The following is a 13,021-nucleotide window of genomic DNA, read 5'->3' on the forward strand; positions in this document are numbered from 1 at the left end:
ATAAATAAAGGCATTTGGTTATGAAACGACGATGAGAAAAGTGATGACTCTCATCGTCGTTTTTTACCTATTTAGATCAATTCAAGTGCTAAACCTAATCCAATTAATGCAACAGCTACAACGATCGCCACAATCATCACATTCGCTCCAAAATCGAAAAGTTTATCAGCCGAATCTTTTTTGATTTCCTCTTTAATCATCATCATCTCCTTTATTCTTCTTATCATAATAAGTATAAACTTCGATCAACTTACTTTTAACAAAATAAATGGAATTTGGCTGATAAAGATAGTAATGGTAGAAAAGATGAACTGTGGGTAACTCCCTAATTCCGAAACGCCTACCGATGCAAAGAGATTATTATAAAATGTGTATACAAATTGATTGATAAAAAAGAGTGGAAACGCAATGGTAAATCCAAAAAGAAGGATGTACAATAGCTTATCTTTGTACAAAGATAAGCTATCTACATAATTTTTCATGTCCGAACCACCTCTAAAATATCGATTTGTCTTCTTAATTAGTTGGTATCATATTCATCCATTTTGTTCTTACCTTTTTTCTCTACGATTTCTCTTATCTTCTTTTTGTTTTCTTCCAAGAGTTCCATAATAGAGTCATAACGACTCTTTCTATATTCATCAATTTTATCCGCACGATTAGTGATCAATTCTTTAACTTTATCGGCTTCTTCACTGGATAATTTCCCTGAATCCTCCAAATGACTCAAGGCATCTTTCATGTGTCGTGACTCTGTAGAAGATAGTTTATCTACTCCATGCCCACTAAAAGTAAGTCTTTGCAATTCACCTTTCTTTTGAACAAATTGATGAATAATGCTTCTAGTATTTCTAACTTTCCACATTAACCATTTTTCCCAGATTTTCATTCTTTGGGTATCAAAATATCGCCGCAACCCTTCATCATTACGGACTGTTGCATATTCGCCGCCGCCAGCCTTAGCGACTTCCTGCAATGCTTTTTGACCTGCATTATCCACATCAAATCCGATAATATTTACCACGGCTTTGACATTGGATTTATTCAACTCTTGCGCCACTTGAACCGGGTTCCCGCCACAAGTTTCAATGCCGTCACTTACTACATAAACCAAATTTTCCGAGGGGCCATTTATTTTCGATAGATCATTGGCTGCTTCTTTCATGGCCAATGCAATCGGTGTCCATCCGGTGGGTTTAAACTTGTCCAACGCCTTGCCAAACATTTGTTGATCATATTTACCCAAAGGATAAACGACTTCGGTGCTTTTACAAGAGAGGTCTTTATCTTTATCAGCATTGCTACCTTTATGGCCATACACCCTTAAAGAGACGTTTGCATGTGTAGAAAGTGAAGATGCAAAACGGGAAACCGCGTTTTTCGCAAGGGTCATTTTGGAAAAGCCATCAACCTTACCAGCCATGCTTCCTGAGGAGTCGATCAGGATCATGACATTCAACTGCTTGCCTGAAGGCGTTTTTAAGTCACCTGGGTCGCCACTAACGGTATATGTAGTATCAAACGCATCCAGTTTTTTCACATAGGGTTGATAATCCTCTGCAAAAAGCTCAACTAACTTTTGGTATGCTTGTTCGCCCGTGAGATTTTTAGGTAGCGTATCTAACTCTTTGTTGGCATTTTCTTTATGATAGGCATCACCCGCATATTTGCCGGGACCTTCTTTTAACATTTCTTCGACTTCTGTCGCATACGCTTTTTTAGTTTCTTTGTTTTGCTCTGCTGTTACTCCCTCTTCTGTCTTGGAGACGGGTGTGGAACAACCAGCAATGGCAACAGAAAAGACAACGAGACCACTTACCACCTTGACATAAAATGAATTCAATTTAATCACCTCTTAAATAAGAATTTATGGTTTGCGATAAAGTAAACCATATATTCTATTGTTCCAATTAGTGTCTTAATCGGCTTCTTCCAGATTACCGGACTTCTCAACTACATCTTTCACTTTACCTTTTAGTGTTTCTGTGATCTCATTATCCTCCCTACCTTTACGACAACTTCCTACATTATATTCCCGCTTTTTTCAGTTCTCACCTAATTAAATGCTAAATGCAGCTAAAAATATCTCTTGCAATAAAATAGATATAGATAATGGCACTGAGCATGAGCAACATAATCGACGGAGCAATGACCAACCCACTTACTAAGGGAATCTTTGGCGCCGCCTTTGAATACGAAATTTGCCAACTGGTTATTGTTTTACCCTGAAGTGAACAAGCAACCAGTTTATTGTTCCCAATATTCCTCAATGCGGCCTGGATTGTTGAACAATCATTACTGGTAAGTAGCGGCGGACATGGTAGTAGCAGCGAGGAGGCGTATTCATGAAGGATAGCTGAGTATGGAACACCTGTTCTAAACACTAGCTTCGGGAATGTAGTAATGTATTTTCCCTGACCAGAGTGCATAGGATGTTTTATAAAAACGGTGAAGGGAATGAGCAGAGTGGTCTATCCCCATGATATGAATCCATACCTTTATTACGGCAACTTACCACAGCCTAACCGCCAAGTGTGTGATGCCATACTTGCTGGAATAAAAAGAGAAGCGACGGAGATTGATTTATTGGGACGGCTAGTCAAATTTGCGCCTAATCAAAAGCATAAAAGGGAGATCCTTCAAACGTTAGAAGATGAAAAAGCCTATTTGCATCAATTGACTGATCTGTATGTTATGCTCACAGGAAGACAGCCTGTTTATCAAATCGATCAAGTTCCATTTGACTCTTATGAAGAGGGAATACAAAAAGCTTATGAAGTGGCAACGAGGGATTATAAAGAAAATTGGAATAGTTATTTACTTACCCAACATTCGCCAGTGGGCGAGGTGTTTTTAAGCGCTTGTCATAACGAGATGCATCATGCTAACCGTTTAAGTTCGTTATCGTTCAATCAAGTCGGCATTGAATTAAAAGATTATGGAAAAACACCATTTGTTGTGAATATTGAAAAGGCGACAAAGCAAAATAATACGTATCGCACTGCCTTATGGACAGGAGATCATTTGCAAGTGACCTTGATGTGTATCGGTGTTGGCGATGACATTGGTTTAGAGGTTCATCCCACTGTGGATCAATTCTTACGGATTGAACAAGGGCGAGGATTGGTTCAAATGGGTGATAGCAAAGATCGATTGGATTTTAGAGCAGAAGTTTATGATGATTATGCGATCATGGTACCTGCTGGCAAATGGCACAATTTAACAAACACAGGCAATAAACCATTGAAGCTTTATTCCATTTATGCGCCGCCTGAGCATCCCTTTGGTACGGTTCATAGAACGAAAGCAGACGCAATGGAAGCGGAACGATGATCTGAGTCATAAGTGGAGTAAGGTTGTCTGAGGAATAGGTAGCGGCGGAGGAATCGTTTTCCCATGTGCTTCACACGTGACGAGGCGCTCATCGGGAAAAGGTTTTTCCGCCGCTTTTACTTGTAGCGATCAGTTGGCATGGTTCTAATGAAGCTAAGTTGCTCCACAAAAGAGTAAGATTTGAGTAGCCTTAATAAAAGGTGGTTTTTTCTAGAGGTTAAATTGGTAGAAGTGACGACATTGGCTTTTTATGGCGAGCTGTTCGCAATCAGTAGCATTTGTCTTAGTATGTATGTTTTTTGACGAATGCAGTGTCAATAAAGAAAAATCTCATTAATTGAATTGAAATCGAAGAGCGCAAGCAAATGTTGGGATAGAAAGGTTAGAAAAGTTCCCATCATTGCCTGAGGGAGCTAAAGTGATCACAGAACAATTGAATTTATTAGAATTGAGAGAAGGGATTGGGGATAAAACCTCAATCCCCTTTTATTGAAACTGCTAAAATTTATTGGTGAGAAGGGAAGGAAGAGGTTAAATCTTCTTCCCTTTGTACATCATCTTGAGACAGCATAATTGAGTTTTCATTAAGTTTTTTGATTAAAAGAGGATTTTAACCCGTTTCGTCATAATTGATATTTTATTCAGTGAAATTAAGTGGATAGGAGATGGTTAATTTTGAATGAATGGTTTAAAAATGCAAAGTCTGATCTCAATCCGAAACATCCGAAGTCATCTTGGGTGAAGGGGCCAAACGGTGATTATGATGCCGTACCACGCCAATATTTGCAAGCCAAAGCGGATGATTCACTTTCCCCCAAGAAAAAAAATCCATGGGAAAAGTAACATAAAAAATAAGGCTCCCATTTCTGGGAGCCTTTCAAAGTGTGTATTGCAATTTATTCCACTAACTATATATTGTTTATATTTCTCCTCCCTTTTTTAAGATAGATTTTTTCTAATAAACATACTACAAAGATTATGATTTGTTTTTCTTATTATGGATTGCTTGTAATACTTGAAGCATATAGGTGATTAAATGAACTAAATACTGGAGCAGATCGTGGGAGTTTATATAAAGGTTATGGCCAGAAATGGGGAGGAGAATGATGTTTCTCGAAAATTAGTCTCATCGGTACTACGGCCGCATCTCTTAACGTCACATAAAATGAACGGGTCCAAACAATGAATCCTCATCGAAAAATACTTAACTATTTTTGCCACCACCGTTTGCGGTGAATACTAGTATACTCATTGATCCGCTCTACACACTTTTCCACTTGTTTATTGATCTGCCATCCTTTGAAGCGCATCACTTTCCAACCATGCTTGGACAAAACCGCTGTTTTCTTCCGGTCGCGTTTCTTTTGTTCTGGACTAGAGTGGAAAGCGGCTCCATCACACTCGATGGCCAGGCGATACTTTTTGATAACCAAATCAACCTGGTAACCACAAGTTTCATATTCGGCCTTGACTCGATATCCTTCACGTTTGAGAGCATCGTATAGACGAATTTGAATGGGACTACGGCTGCATTTGATTCGTTGCCAGTCAGGAAAGCGTTTGGTCTGGAACAGTTGTTTAAGGTACATGCCAATCCAGATAAGGTAGTCCCGATCGCGACGAAACTGAACAATGAACTTTGCCACACCAATGGCCTCCCTTTCCTTTATCATTGCTTTGCAAAATAAGTTCGTGGCCACGTACTTTGTCACAAACCTTGCGTTTAGTTCAGATGAACTCCGTGTGAATGTTAATAACGACGGCATTTGCGTATGGGCTAGCAAAACCCCATCCTTAAATATATTAATAATTATATGAATAATCATACATTAGAGGAGATACTTGTAAAAGACCTTTGGAAATCATGGATATCAGGGTGGTCAATGTGTTTCTGAATAAGAGAATTTATAAATGAACAAGTCTGTTTTGTTACATTGTTGAAATATTGTTACACAAAGATTACAAAGGGATTGGTATCATTATTGCAGGGGGAACGTTCATCCTCACAACTGTCAAAGTGGCTATGCACCAAAAGAGGAGAATAGTAGCAAATAATTTAAATTTCCGGGGTGAAACAGATGAAAATCGTGGTAATTGGTGGGGCTGGATTTATCGCTTCACATGTCGTTGATCATTATTTGGCAGAAGGTCATGAAGTGGTTGTTGTAGACAACTTATCCACAGGAAAGCGAGAAAATCTGTATCCAGATGCCCGCTTTTATGAACTAGATATTGTTGAACAACGCGACCGACTTGAAGAGGTTTTGAGGGAAGAACAGCCGGAAGTGATCAACATCCATGCTGCACAAAAATCGGTGCCAAAGTCTGTTGAAGACCCGCTCTTAGACTTGAAAATCAATGTGGAGGGGCTGATCAACGTTCTTGAGATCTGCAAGAAAGTGGATGTCAAGAAGGTGATCTTTGCTTCTTCTGGTGGGGCATTGGCCGGGGGTTTCTGCCCGTCGGGTGATTGACTTGCAGAAGGACGACTATGTCTATGTGACCGCTTATAATGACAGTGGAGCGACATTGAATATTAAGGCATCGGGGCTATATTCTCCGGTTTTTTGGTGTATGAAATTGGGGGAATCCAAGGGACTTTAACCGTTTTGCTGATGCGAGGCAAAGCGGTTTTTCTGTTTACGGAGGTGTGGAGTCAAATGTTGACCACCGACGAATGGGGAGAATTTTTGCTCAAGTTTACTGTGGGTGTACTTGGAGGGATCGTCGCTCAACTTTTTGGTGGATGGTCCGATGCTTTAAAAGCGTTGCTCATTTTTGTTGCTATTGATTATGTCACCGGTTTTCTCGCGGCCCGAAAAGAAGAGAAACTATCCAGTCATGCTGGTTTCTTTGGGATTGCAAGAAAGGTGATGATCTTTGCCATTGTCGTCGTGGCCCATGTAATTGATACGTTATTGGGAGATGGACACCTGCTCCGGGACGGGGCGGTGTTTTTTTATTTGGCGAATGAAGCCTTGTCTATTGTGGAGAATTCAGGACGAATGGGTTTGCCGATTCCGTCAGAACTGAAAAAAGGAATTGAAATCTTACGTGGAGGAAAGGAGAAGAAAAAATGAAGACTATCATCATTGATCCTGGACATGGAGGGCCGGATTCCGGTGCGACCGGCTTTGGTTTGCGTGAAGCCGATGTGAGTTTGCTTTTGGCGGAATTGGTGGGAGATTACTTTGGAAAGTATCCAGACGCAGTGGTCAGCTTCACGCGGAACCGGAACACGTCGTCTTCTTATCCGGGGCCGCCAGAAGGACTATATAAACGGATTAAATACGCCAATAGTAAAAACGCGGATCTGTTCCTTTCTTTGCATTGCAATTCCGGGGGTGGTTCAGGCTTTGAGTCTTATATTGCTAAAGGAGCTCCCGCCAAAACGCAACGGATTCAAAAGGCAATCAATGAAAGCGTGTTGGGATATCTGAAAGGATATAGGATTGGTCCACATGGGAATGCAGCCAAAAATGACACCCAAGGGGCTCATTCCCGGATCGCCGTTTTGCGTGACACGAGGATGAGTGCGGTTTTGCTGGAATGCTTGTTTATTGATAATCCAAGGGAAAATAAGCTGTTGCGGGATCAGAGGTTCTTGGATGGGTTGGCTAGAGTCATTGTGAAAGGAGTGGCAGCCGCTTTTGGGTTGAAAGAGAAAGTGGACAAGCCGATGTATAGGGTGACGGTGGACGGGGAGGTGATTTATGACACGGCTTATGAAGAGAAAATTGTAGGTATAGTATTAGAAGCAACAAAAAAGCAGGCAGAAGTTATTCTCCTTAAAAAGTTATAGGTAAGCGTATAGAATAAATAAAAGGGGGAGTATGGAAATACCCTCCCCTTCTTTATAAAAATGATGCCATCTGGTTCAAGTGAATAGTACAAATCGATTCCGACAATATATTTAAGAATTAGGTCGGAATTTAAATATGGCTTAGTCATTCGGTGGGTCCCCAGCTAATTTCATTGAATGGTGTGGCATGTTATTCACCCCTTTTGTAATTTTCAGTTTCAATTGTACATCAAGTTCAAGCATCCTTGCCACGATTTTATGAAATTTAGGATCATTTACAGCCCGATAACAAAAGGCTAGTTTTTCTCGAACCTCAGGTAAGGGCTGTTCCGGATGTAATCTTTCTTCATAATCCCAAACTTGTTCATAGTAAGGGATCGCTTCTTGTAATTCATTTCGACGGATGTAATAATCGCCGTACAATTCCAATACTTCCATGTGACGGAATGGATCTTCCGTTTCTCGGCTAATTTTTTCAGCCTTATCAAGCATTTTTTTTGCTCTGTTCCAGTCTTCTTTCAAAGAGTAAAGTTCGCCCAAACGCATATAGGGGGTAGCCAGTAAATGTTCATTACTAACTAACTCTTCTAAGTCAAGAGCATAAAGGTAGTATTCTTCTGCTTCATATAAATCGCCGCACTCTTTGTAGATTGCGCCAAGCAGAGTATATATTTCTAAGGCTTGTTCTGGACGGTTACAGGTTCGTGTAATTTCTAAAGCTTCATTTGCATAGGAACGAGCTTCTTTGAATTGCCGTTTTTTGAAGAGGAGTAAAATGTGTAAGGCATAGACTTGTAACTTGGTGTCAATATGATCGATTAAACCAATTTCCTCTTGCATTTTCCGAACAATTATTAAGGCATCCTCGTCTTCATCAAGTTTTTCCAAATAGATAACCTCGCTAATCAATAAATTGTATATAATACCAGCTCGGTCGCCATCTTGTTGATAAACTTCTTTTCCTAAACGTATATGGTCCAACGCCTTAATAAGGTTTTTGTCTTTAAAAAATGCTATTTTGGCTAAGTACAAATGACAAACAGCAGCTAAATTGCTCTTATCAAATTCGAAATGTCTGTTCAATTGATTAAGCACATACTCAAATTTTTTTCGAGCAGAATTCCAATTCCTACGATAGATGTGACATTTCCCGAAGATGAGTTGTTGAACGATATAAAGAGGGTCGTATGGGTCGAATGTAAGTTGAATTAGTTTTTCTTCTGCACGGTCAGGGCTATGGAGTTCGATTAACCGTTCAACATGGTTTAAATAGCGTAAGTCTTTCGAGTTAAGCGTTTCAGCTGTTTCAATGAGTTCTAAGACATACTGCAAAGAGGTATTCAGCAATTTGCAATAGACTTCAATTTTTTCAACGGTGACATGATCTTTTCCGTTTTCGATGTTTGAAAGGGTTGCTACAGATATATTACCCATTGTCGCTAAAACTTGTAATTTGTGACCACCCTTTAGACGAAGTCTTTGTAAAACCGATCCGACCTTACGTATCTGTTCTGGGGTTAAAGATATATCGTCTTGCTCTCGTTTCATAGTTACCTCCCGTTTTTTAATCACTTCTTTAAAAAAGTAGTACGAAAATATAGGTATTTCTTATTGTAAGGGTAAATGAGCCCGTTTTTTTAATTCGTGAGTTAAAATGAAACGAAATTATAAATATTCTAATACATCCACCTGTGTTTTATAATGTAAGTAATCGATCATCCAGTAAGAAAATCAGAATGTTGGTGTTATTTTAATAATAACACGAATATTGGGAGAATGAATGGGAATCTAAAAATTTTATAGGGGGTGAAGATCATTGCTAAAATTGAGAGTTGAAGGTAAAGCGCATCAGGTGGGACCGTTCATGACTGACCTTAATCATCATTCGAAGATTAATTTCCATCAAAAAGAGACACAATCGGATGAAGATCATGTTTGTATTACTTGCGATATTGATCTGCAACCATCTCGTAGAGTAAAAATTGTTGAGTTTTTGAGAGAGGGAAAAGCTATTATCACAATGCCTCTGCTTGATTTGGTTGTTGCAGAAATCGAGGAAGGGAAAACAATTCTTGCCGGTAAATCCTTTGACATTTTTTCTGGATAAAAAAAGAGCCAGAAAAATGGCTCATACAAAGCAGAGTTATTTACCTAATTATATCATGGATGGGAGATAGAGGGAACCAGATCAAAGAGGTTCCTAAATGAAGAGTGGAAAAATTATTTACTGGTGGGATGAATCAGAACGAGAACTTATTGTTGTTTGTCCTTCCAGAAATAAACGAAAAAAGATTAAAAATCCTAGAAGAATCGAACGTTTTTTGCAAGTGCATCAGGTCACATTGGAAGAGTGCAAGGGTGTTAGATGGGATTTTGATCATCTGGGGCTGTTCAGGAAATTCTGGTGGTAGGAAAAGCGGATGGTCATGATGGGTAAGCGGTAAACACATTACAAAAGGCTTGGATACTCGGACCAAAATGCCGGGTATCCAGTCTGTTAAAGGGTGTTTAGATGGTGTTGCGATTAACGGTAGAGGGACCGGAAGAGAAAGTGAGAGCTTTTTTGAAGGATTTCTCCATCCTTCCGCAACATAAAGTATTGGCTACATCCGTCCCTTACGAAGATGATGAATTGGCACAAGGTGAGGTACAGATTCTTTGCCATTTTCGACATATCCCGCTGAGTGAAATCAACGAACCGATTTCCGTTACGTTTCAAACCAAGGATGGAAAGTATTTAAACTTTCATTTGTTGAGTGGGCACGTCATTCGGGATGGAGATATCATCTCAGTAACAGGAAGGGCCGCTGCTGGTCTGTTGAAGGAATAAAACATTGGATTCACGACAACGTATTTCTTCGAAGATGTACCCAGGAGGTAACACTCGTGATGGTTGGCTTAGGTGTGATTGGGGTTTTATGTGCTCTAGGGAAAATGATTTTCTTACTAAGGAAAAGTAAAGATCCTCTTTTATATGAAATCGCTGATAAAACCTCATTTTTTGATTACTTTCTACTCTTGATGACTCTAATGATTTTTTTATTTGACATGGACGACGTTATTCAGCTACTACTCCTCGATCTCTTTCTCGTTGTTGGGATTGTAAACACAATCGTGACTTTTTACTATGCAAGAAAAATAATGAAAAGGGTACGATAACATTATCAAGCAAACAGAAGATGAGTGGTTACTGGAGATGAGTCGAGAAAAGCGACCTTTGAATGTCCGCAGTGCGGTCACGTTCAGTCGATCGAGGATTTTATTAACCTTAATCTCGATGCAACCAGAGCTTATAAGGACTGTCTTGGGAGATATGTAACGAATTTCGGGTGTGAGTTTACAGTAGATTCCGAGGCAGGTTTGACAGATAGTGTGCGGATAGTAGTGGATCGAAATGGCAATGAATTTAAGGTGTTTAATTTTATCTAGTATTTACAGAAATTTAATTCTATTACGCAGGAGACGGCTAATAAAAAGAGAAATATATAGGAACATGTGTTTCTGTGTGTTCCTAAGTTCAATCCATTTTTTCGATATATCTCGATAAAAGAGAAGAGATAGGAGAGAATTCATGTTTAATTCGATCCGAAAAAAAGCCATGACAGTATTGTTTAAAGTCAATTATGAGGCATATCTAAAATTTTTATACAAATGGTATACAGGTTATACTCTCAATCTGGATAATCCGGTCCGATTCACGGAAAAACTCCAGTGGCTAAAATACAATTGGCGTGATCCTTTGCTTACAGTTTGTGCCGATAAATGGCTAGTCAGAGAATACGTAAAAGATAAAGGCCATGGAAGCATCCTCAACGATCTTTATGGAGTATACAATCATGTCGAGGAAATTGATTTTGAAAGATTGCCAGATCAGTTTGTTTTAAAGTGTAACCATGGTTCAGGATACAACATTATTTGTAAAAATAAAAATGAATTAGATGTTAAAAAGACAAGAAAACAATTAACAAGATGGCTAAAGGAAACATGTGGACTTTGGATGGGAGAATGGAATTACTCTAAAATCCAGCCTAAAATCCTTTGTGAAAAATTCCTTCAAAATGAGGATGGCACATCGATTCATGATTATAAGATTTTTTGCTTTGGAGGAAAAGCCTATTATATTCAAGTCGATGTTGAGCGATTTGGGGATCATCGCCGAAACATATATGATATCAATTGGAATCTGATGGAGTTTAGGTTGCGCTATCCTCCTGTTCCATTTGAAATAAAAAAACCGGTCAATTTAGAAGAAATGATCTCGATCGCAGAAAAATTGGCCGAGCCTTTTTGCGAAGTTCGGGTCGATTTTTATTGTGTAGGTGAACGGATTATATTTGGAGAATTAACATTTTTCCATGCAAGTGGATATCAAAAGTTCATTCCAGAAGATTGGGATTTCGAATGGGGATCATTGATTGATTTATCAACGATAAAGGAAGAATGTTTGCGTGACAAAAACAGGAAGCCGTTTGGTTAAAAGGACAACGGGGAGGAATCAAATTGAAAAAAGTACCTCACTTAGTTGTTGTTGGCTTTGATGAGATTGTTTCAAACAAATATTTATCTTGTATCCAAGATGCCATTAACCTGGGAGCGATTGATTCATATTCCGTCATTGATCTGGAATCGGAACGAGGGGAAATTTTAAAAAGGATTAAATCAATCCCGTTGAAACCGGAAAACGCCTTTTTTCTGCCAAATCCTCAATATAAAGATCAGTGGGCCAACAGAGAAGACTTTGAGCCCATATTTAGAGAGTTGAGGGATAAAAAAGGAACAATTAAAGTTTACATTGCCACGGAATTGAAAGCGCATGAAGGTTACTTAAGGTATTGCGTGGAAAATGGAATTCCCAGCCTTACTGAAAAACCAATACTGGCACCAATGAAAAATGGCCGATTTGAGCCACGCTTGATTGAGCCTGTGATGCAATACCTATTAGATGAATCAGAGAAACACCCGGTTAATCATTCGGTTATGACATTAAGCCGATATCATCAAATATACAATGAAGTCGTGATCGAATCGTTGAAAACAAAAATGATCGAACTACAGGCCCCTCTGACATCCTTTCACTTTCGACATGCTGGAGGTGTTTGGAATCTCCATCATGAATACGAATCTCGGGAAGATCACCCTTACAAATATGGTTATGGGATGATTATGCATGGTGGTTATCATTATATAGACCTTACTGTTCAGTTTCTCAGCCTTAACAAATTAATTTTTCCGAACGCCGGTTTTACGTTGACCTTAAGCTCTTATGTTGCCTACCCTTCGGATCAAAACGACCGAATTTCAAAAATATTTAGTGAAAGGTTCGGGGATAATCGTCCCGAATGGTCTTCAATCAGAGATAATTCATCTAAATATGGCGAAACAGACGTTACCACAACGTTTTGTATGAAAGAGAAACAATCAGGAAGAACCATAACACTTGGAACTATATCTCTGGAACAAACCACTCCTTCGGTCCGATCTTGGAGGCATTTTCCTGAGGGGGTCTATAATAAAAATGGGAGAGTGTCGAATGTCGATCTTGAAGCACAGCTATCTACTCTCCATTCTGTTAATGTCCAATGTTTTGATGTACCGATTCGCAAGATCAAAGAAGTGGAGCGAATCGATGCTTTTGCGCGTGTTTCCACACGAACAAATGCATCTTTGCTTCCGAATGACGAATATAACACATGCAGAACTTTTAGCGGGTTGTTTCATAGTGACAGCAATCGCGAATTAATGACGAGATGGCTCTTGGATAAAGAAGAAAGAAGCCTGTTAGCGGATCATTTACCGACCATGAAGCTGACACAGGCTCTTGCCATTTCCATTCAACAACCAGGATATCCCGTGACTTTTGATTTTATTTAAGAAATGGTGGGCAGG

General features: G+C 39.3%; 17 protein-coding genes. 12 read left to right on the plus strand and 5 right to left on the minus strand.

Annotated elements, in window-relative coordinates; genetic code table 11:
- Positions 1–71 precede the first annotated feature (71 nt).
- The 3 genes from QQZ12_RS00195 to QQZ12_RS00205 are packed head-to-tail and all read right to left on the minus strand — an operon-like array spanning position 72 to position 1,843.
- Entirely contained in the window at positions 72–200 is a 129-nt protein-coding gene (locus QQZ12_RS00195) for a hypothetical protein (protein ID WP_284723798.1), read from the minus strand.
- Between the two features lie 45 nt (positions 201–245).
- Positions 246–482, minus strand: coding sequence for a hypothetical protein (locus QQZ12_RS00200; RefSeq protein ID WP_284723799.1), 237 nt, complete (start codon positions 480–482; stop codon positions 246–248).
- A gap of 38 nt (positions 483–520) precedes the next feature.
- Positions 521–1,843, minus strand: a complete 1,323-nt coding sequence (locus QQZ12_RS00205; protein ID WP_284723800.1) for a vWA domain-containing protein — start codon at positions 1,841–1,843, stop codon at positions 521–523.
- Positions 1,844–2,457: 614 nt separating this feature from the next.
- On the opposite strand from QQZ12_RS00205, the gene QQZ12_RS00210 reads away from it, so the two are divergent.
- Both QQZ12_RS00210 and QQZ12_RS00215 read left to right on the plus strand, forming a co-directional pair.
- Complete coding sequence (locus tag QQZ12_RS00210) at positions 2,458–3,333, plus strand: cupin domain-containing protein (RefSeq protein ID WP_154986354.1); 876 nt, start codon at positions 2,458–2,460, stop codon at positions 3,331–3,333.
- Positions 3,334–4,008: 675 nt separating this feature from the next.
- Positions 4,009–4,176, plus strand: a complete 168-nt coding sequence (locus tag QQZ12_RS00215; RefSeq protein ID WP_154986355.1) for a hypothetical protein — start codon at positions 4,009–4,011, stop codon at positions 4,174–4,176.
- 365 nt (positions 4,177–4,541) lie between these two features.
- On the opposite strand, the gene QQZ12_RS00220 is transcribed toward QQZ12_RS00215, so the two are convergent.
- Positions 4,542–4,979 carry an endonuclease domain-containing protein gene (locus QQZ12_RS00220; protein ID WP_102991489.1) on the minus strand — a complete coding sequence of 146 codons (438 nt, stop codon included), beginning with the start codon at positions 4,977–4,979 and terminating at the stop codon, positions 4,542–4,544.
- 432 nt (positions 4,980–5,411) lie between these two features.
- Between QQZ12_RS00220 and QQZ12_RS00225 the strand changes: the two genes are divergently transcribed.
- From QQZ12_RS00225 to QQZ12_RS00235, 3 genes are all read left to right on the plus strand, one after another.
- Positions 5,412–5,807 (plus strand): NAD-dependent epimerase/dehydratase family protein, encoded by a 396-nt coding sequence (locus tag QQZ12_RS00225; RefSeq protein WP_102993749.1) that lies wholly within the window; start codon positions 5,412–5,414, stop codon positions 5,805–5,807.
- Positions 5,808–5,993: 186 nt separating this feature from the next.
- Positions 5,994–6,413 (plus strand): phage holin family protein, encoded by a 420-nt coding sequence (locus tag QQZ12_RS00230; protein ID WP_102993750.1) that lies wholly within the window; start codon positions 5,994–5,996, stop codon positions 6,411–6,413.
- A complete protein-coding gene (locus tag QQZ12_RS00235) occupies positions 6,410–7,135 on the plus strand; it encodes an N-acetylmuramoyl-L-alanine amidase (protein ID WP_106343116.1) in 726 nt (241 codons plus the stop codon). The genes QQZ12_RS00230 and QQZ12_RS00235 overlap by 4 nt, the downstream gene beginning before the upstream one ends.
- Before the next feature lie 141 nt (positions 7,136–7,276).
- Here QQZ12_RS00235 and QQZ12_RS00240 read toward each other — a convergent pair whose 3' ends face one another.
- Positions 7,277–8,683 carry a helix-turn-helix domain-containing protein gene (locus QQZ12_RS00240; RefSeq protein WP_102991491.1) on the minus strand — a complete coding sequence of 469 codons (1,407 nt, stop codon included), beginning with the start codon at positions 8,681–8,683 and terminating at the stop codon, positions 7,277–7,279.
- A 268-nt stretch (positions 8,684–8,951) separates the two neighbouring features.
- Between QQZ12_RS00240 and QQZ12_RS00245 the strand changes: the two genes are divergently transcribed.
- The 7 genes from QQZ12_RS00245 (at position 8,952) to QQZ12_RS00270 (ending at position 13,006) form a co-directional block, all read left to right on the plus strand.
- Complete coding sequence (locus tag QQZ12_RS00245) at positions 8,952–9,242, plus strand: hypothetical protein (RefSeq protein WP_102991492.1); 291 nt, start codon at positions 8,952–8,954, stop codon at positions 9,240–9,242.
- A 97-nt stretch (positions 9,243–9,339) separates the two neighbouring features.
- Positions 9,340–9,546 carry a hypothetical protein gene (locus QQZ12_RS00250; protein WP_102991493.1) on the plus strand — a complete coding sequence of 69 codons (207 nt, stop codon included), beginning with the start codon at positions 9,340–9,342 and terminating at the stop codon, positions 9,544–9,546.
- 101 nt (positions 9,547–9,647) lie between these two features.
- Positions 9,648–9,965: a hypothetical protein gene (locus tag QQZ12_RS00255; protein WP_102991494.1), complete on the plus strand. Its 318-nt coding sequence runs from the start codon at positions 9,648–9,650 to the stop codon at positions 9,963–9,965.
- Positions 9,966–10,021: 56 nt separating this feature from the next.
- On the plus strand, positions 10,022–10,294 hold the full coding sequence (locus tag QQZ12_RS00260) for a hypothetical protein (protein WP_102991495.1): 273 nt from the start codon (positions 10,022–10,024) through the stop codon (positions 10,292–10,294).
- Between the two features lie 24 nt (positions 10,295–10,318).
- Positions 10,319–10,564: a VVA0879 family protein gene (locus tag QQZ12_RS17030; protein ID WP_425436587.1), complete on the plus strand. Its 246-nt coding sequence runs from the start codon at positions 10,319–10,321 to the stop codon at positions 10,562–10,564.
- Between the two features lie 142 nt (positions 10,565–10,706).
- A complete protein-coding gene (locus QQZ12_RS00265) occupies positions 10,707–11,612 on the plus strand; it encodes an ATP-grasp fold amidoligase family protein (RefSeq protein WP_102991496.1) in 906 nt (301 codons plus the stop codon).
- Between the two features lie 23 nt (positions 11,613–11,635).
- Entirely contained in the window at positions 11,636–13,006 is a 1,371-nt protein-coding gene (locus QQZ12_RS00270) for a hypothetical protein (RefSeq protein ID WP_102991497.1), read from the plus strand.
- Positions 13,007–13,021 lie beyond the last annotated feature (15 nt).

Origin of the sequence: Laceyella tengchongensis (genome assembly GCF_900182735.1) — a bacterium.
In the GTDB taxonomy this organism is placed as follows: Bacteria; Bacillota; Bacilli; order Thermoactinomycetales; family Thermoactinomycetaceae; genus Laceyella; species Laceyella tengchongensis.

What these genes read in the sequence shown, in the direction of transcription:
- QQZ12_RS00235 (WP_106343116.1), top strand. Translation starts at nt 6,410, where the DNA reads ATGAAGACTATCATCATTGATCCTGGACATGGAGGGCCGGATTCCGGT.
- QQZ12_RS00195 (WP_284723798.1), bottom strand. Translation starts at nt 200, where the DNA reads ATGATTAAAGAGGAAATCAAAAAAGATTCGGCTGATAAACTTTTCGAT.
- QQZ12_RS00200 (WP_284723799.1), bottom strand. Translation starts at nt 482, where the DNA reads ATGAAAAATTATGTAGATAGCTTATCTTTGTACAAAGATAAGCTATTG.
- QQZ12_RS00255 (WP_102991494.1), top strand. Translation starts at nt 9,648, where the DNA reads ATGGTGTTGCGATTAACGGTAGAGGGACCGGAAGAGAAAGTGAGAGCT.
- QQZ12_RS00240 (WP_102991491.1), bottom strand. Translation starts at nt 8,683, where the DNA reads ATGAAACGAGAGCAAGACGATATATCTTTAACCCCAGAACAGATACGT.
- QQZ12_RS00210 (WP_154986354.1), top strand. Translation starts at nt 2,458, where the DNA reads ATGAGCAGAGTGGTCTATCCCCATGATATGAATCCATACCTTTATTAC.
- QQZ12_RS00265 (WP_102991496.1), top strand. Translation starts at nt 10,707, where the DNA reads ATGTTTAATTCGATCCGAAAAAAAGCCATGACAGTATTGTTTAAAGTC.
- QQZ12_RS00225 (WP_102993749.1), top strand. Translation starts at nt 5,412, where the DNA reads ATGAAAATCGTGGTAATTGGTGGGGCTGGATTTATCGCTTCACATGTC.
- QQZ12_RS00250 (WP_102991493.1), top strand. Translation starts at nt 9,340, where the DNA reads ATGAAGAGTGGAAAAATTATTTACTGGTGGGATGAATCAGAACGAGAA.
- QQZ12_RS00230 (WP_102993750.1), top strand. Translation starts at nt 5,994, where the DNA reads ATGTTGACCACCGACGAATGGGGAGAATTTTTGCTCAAGTTTACTGTG.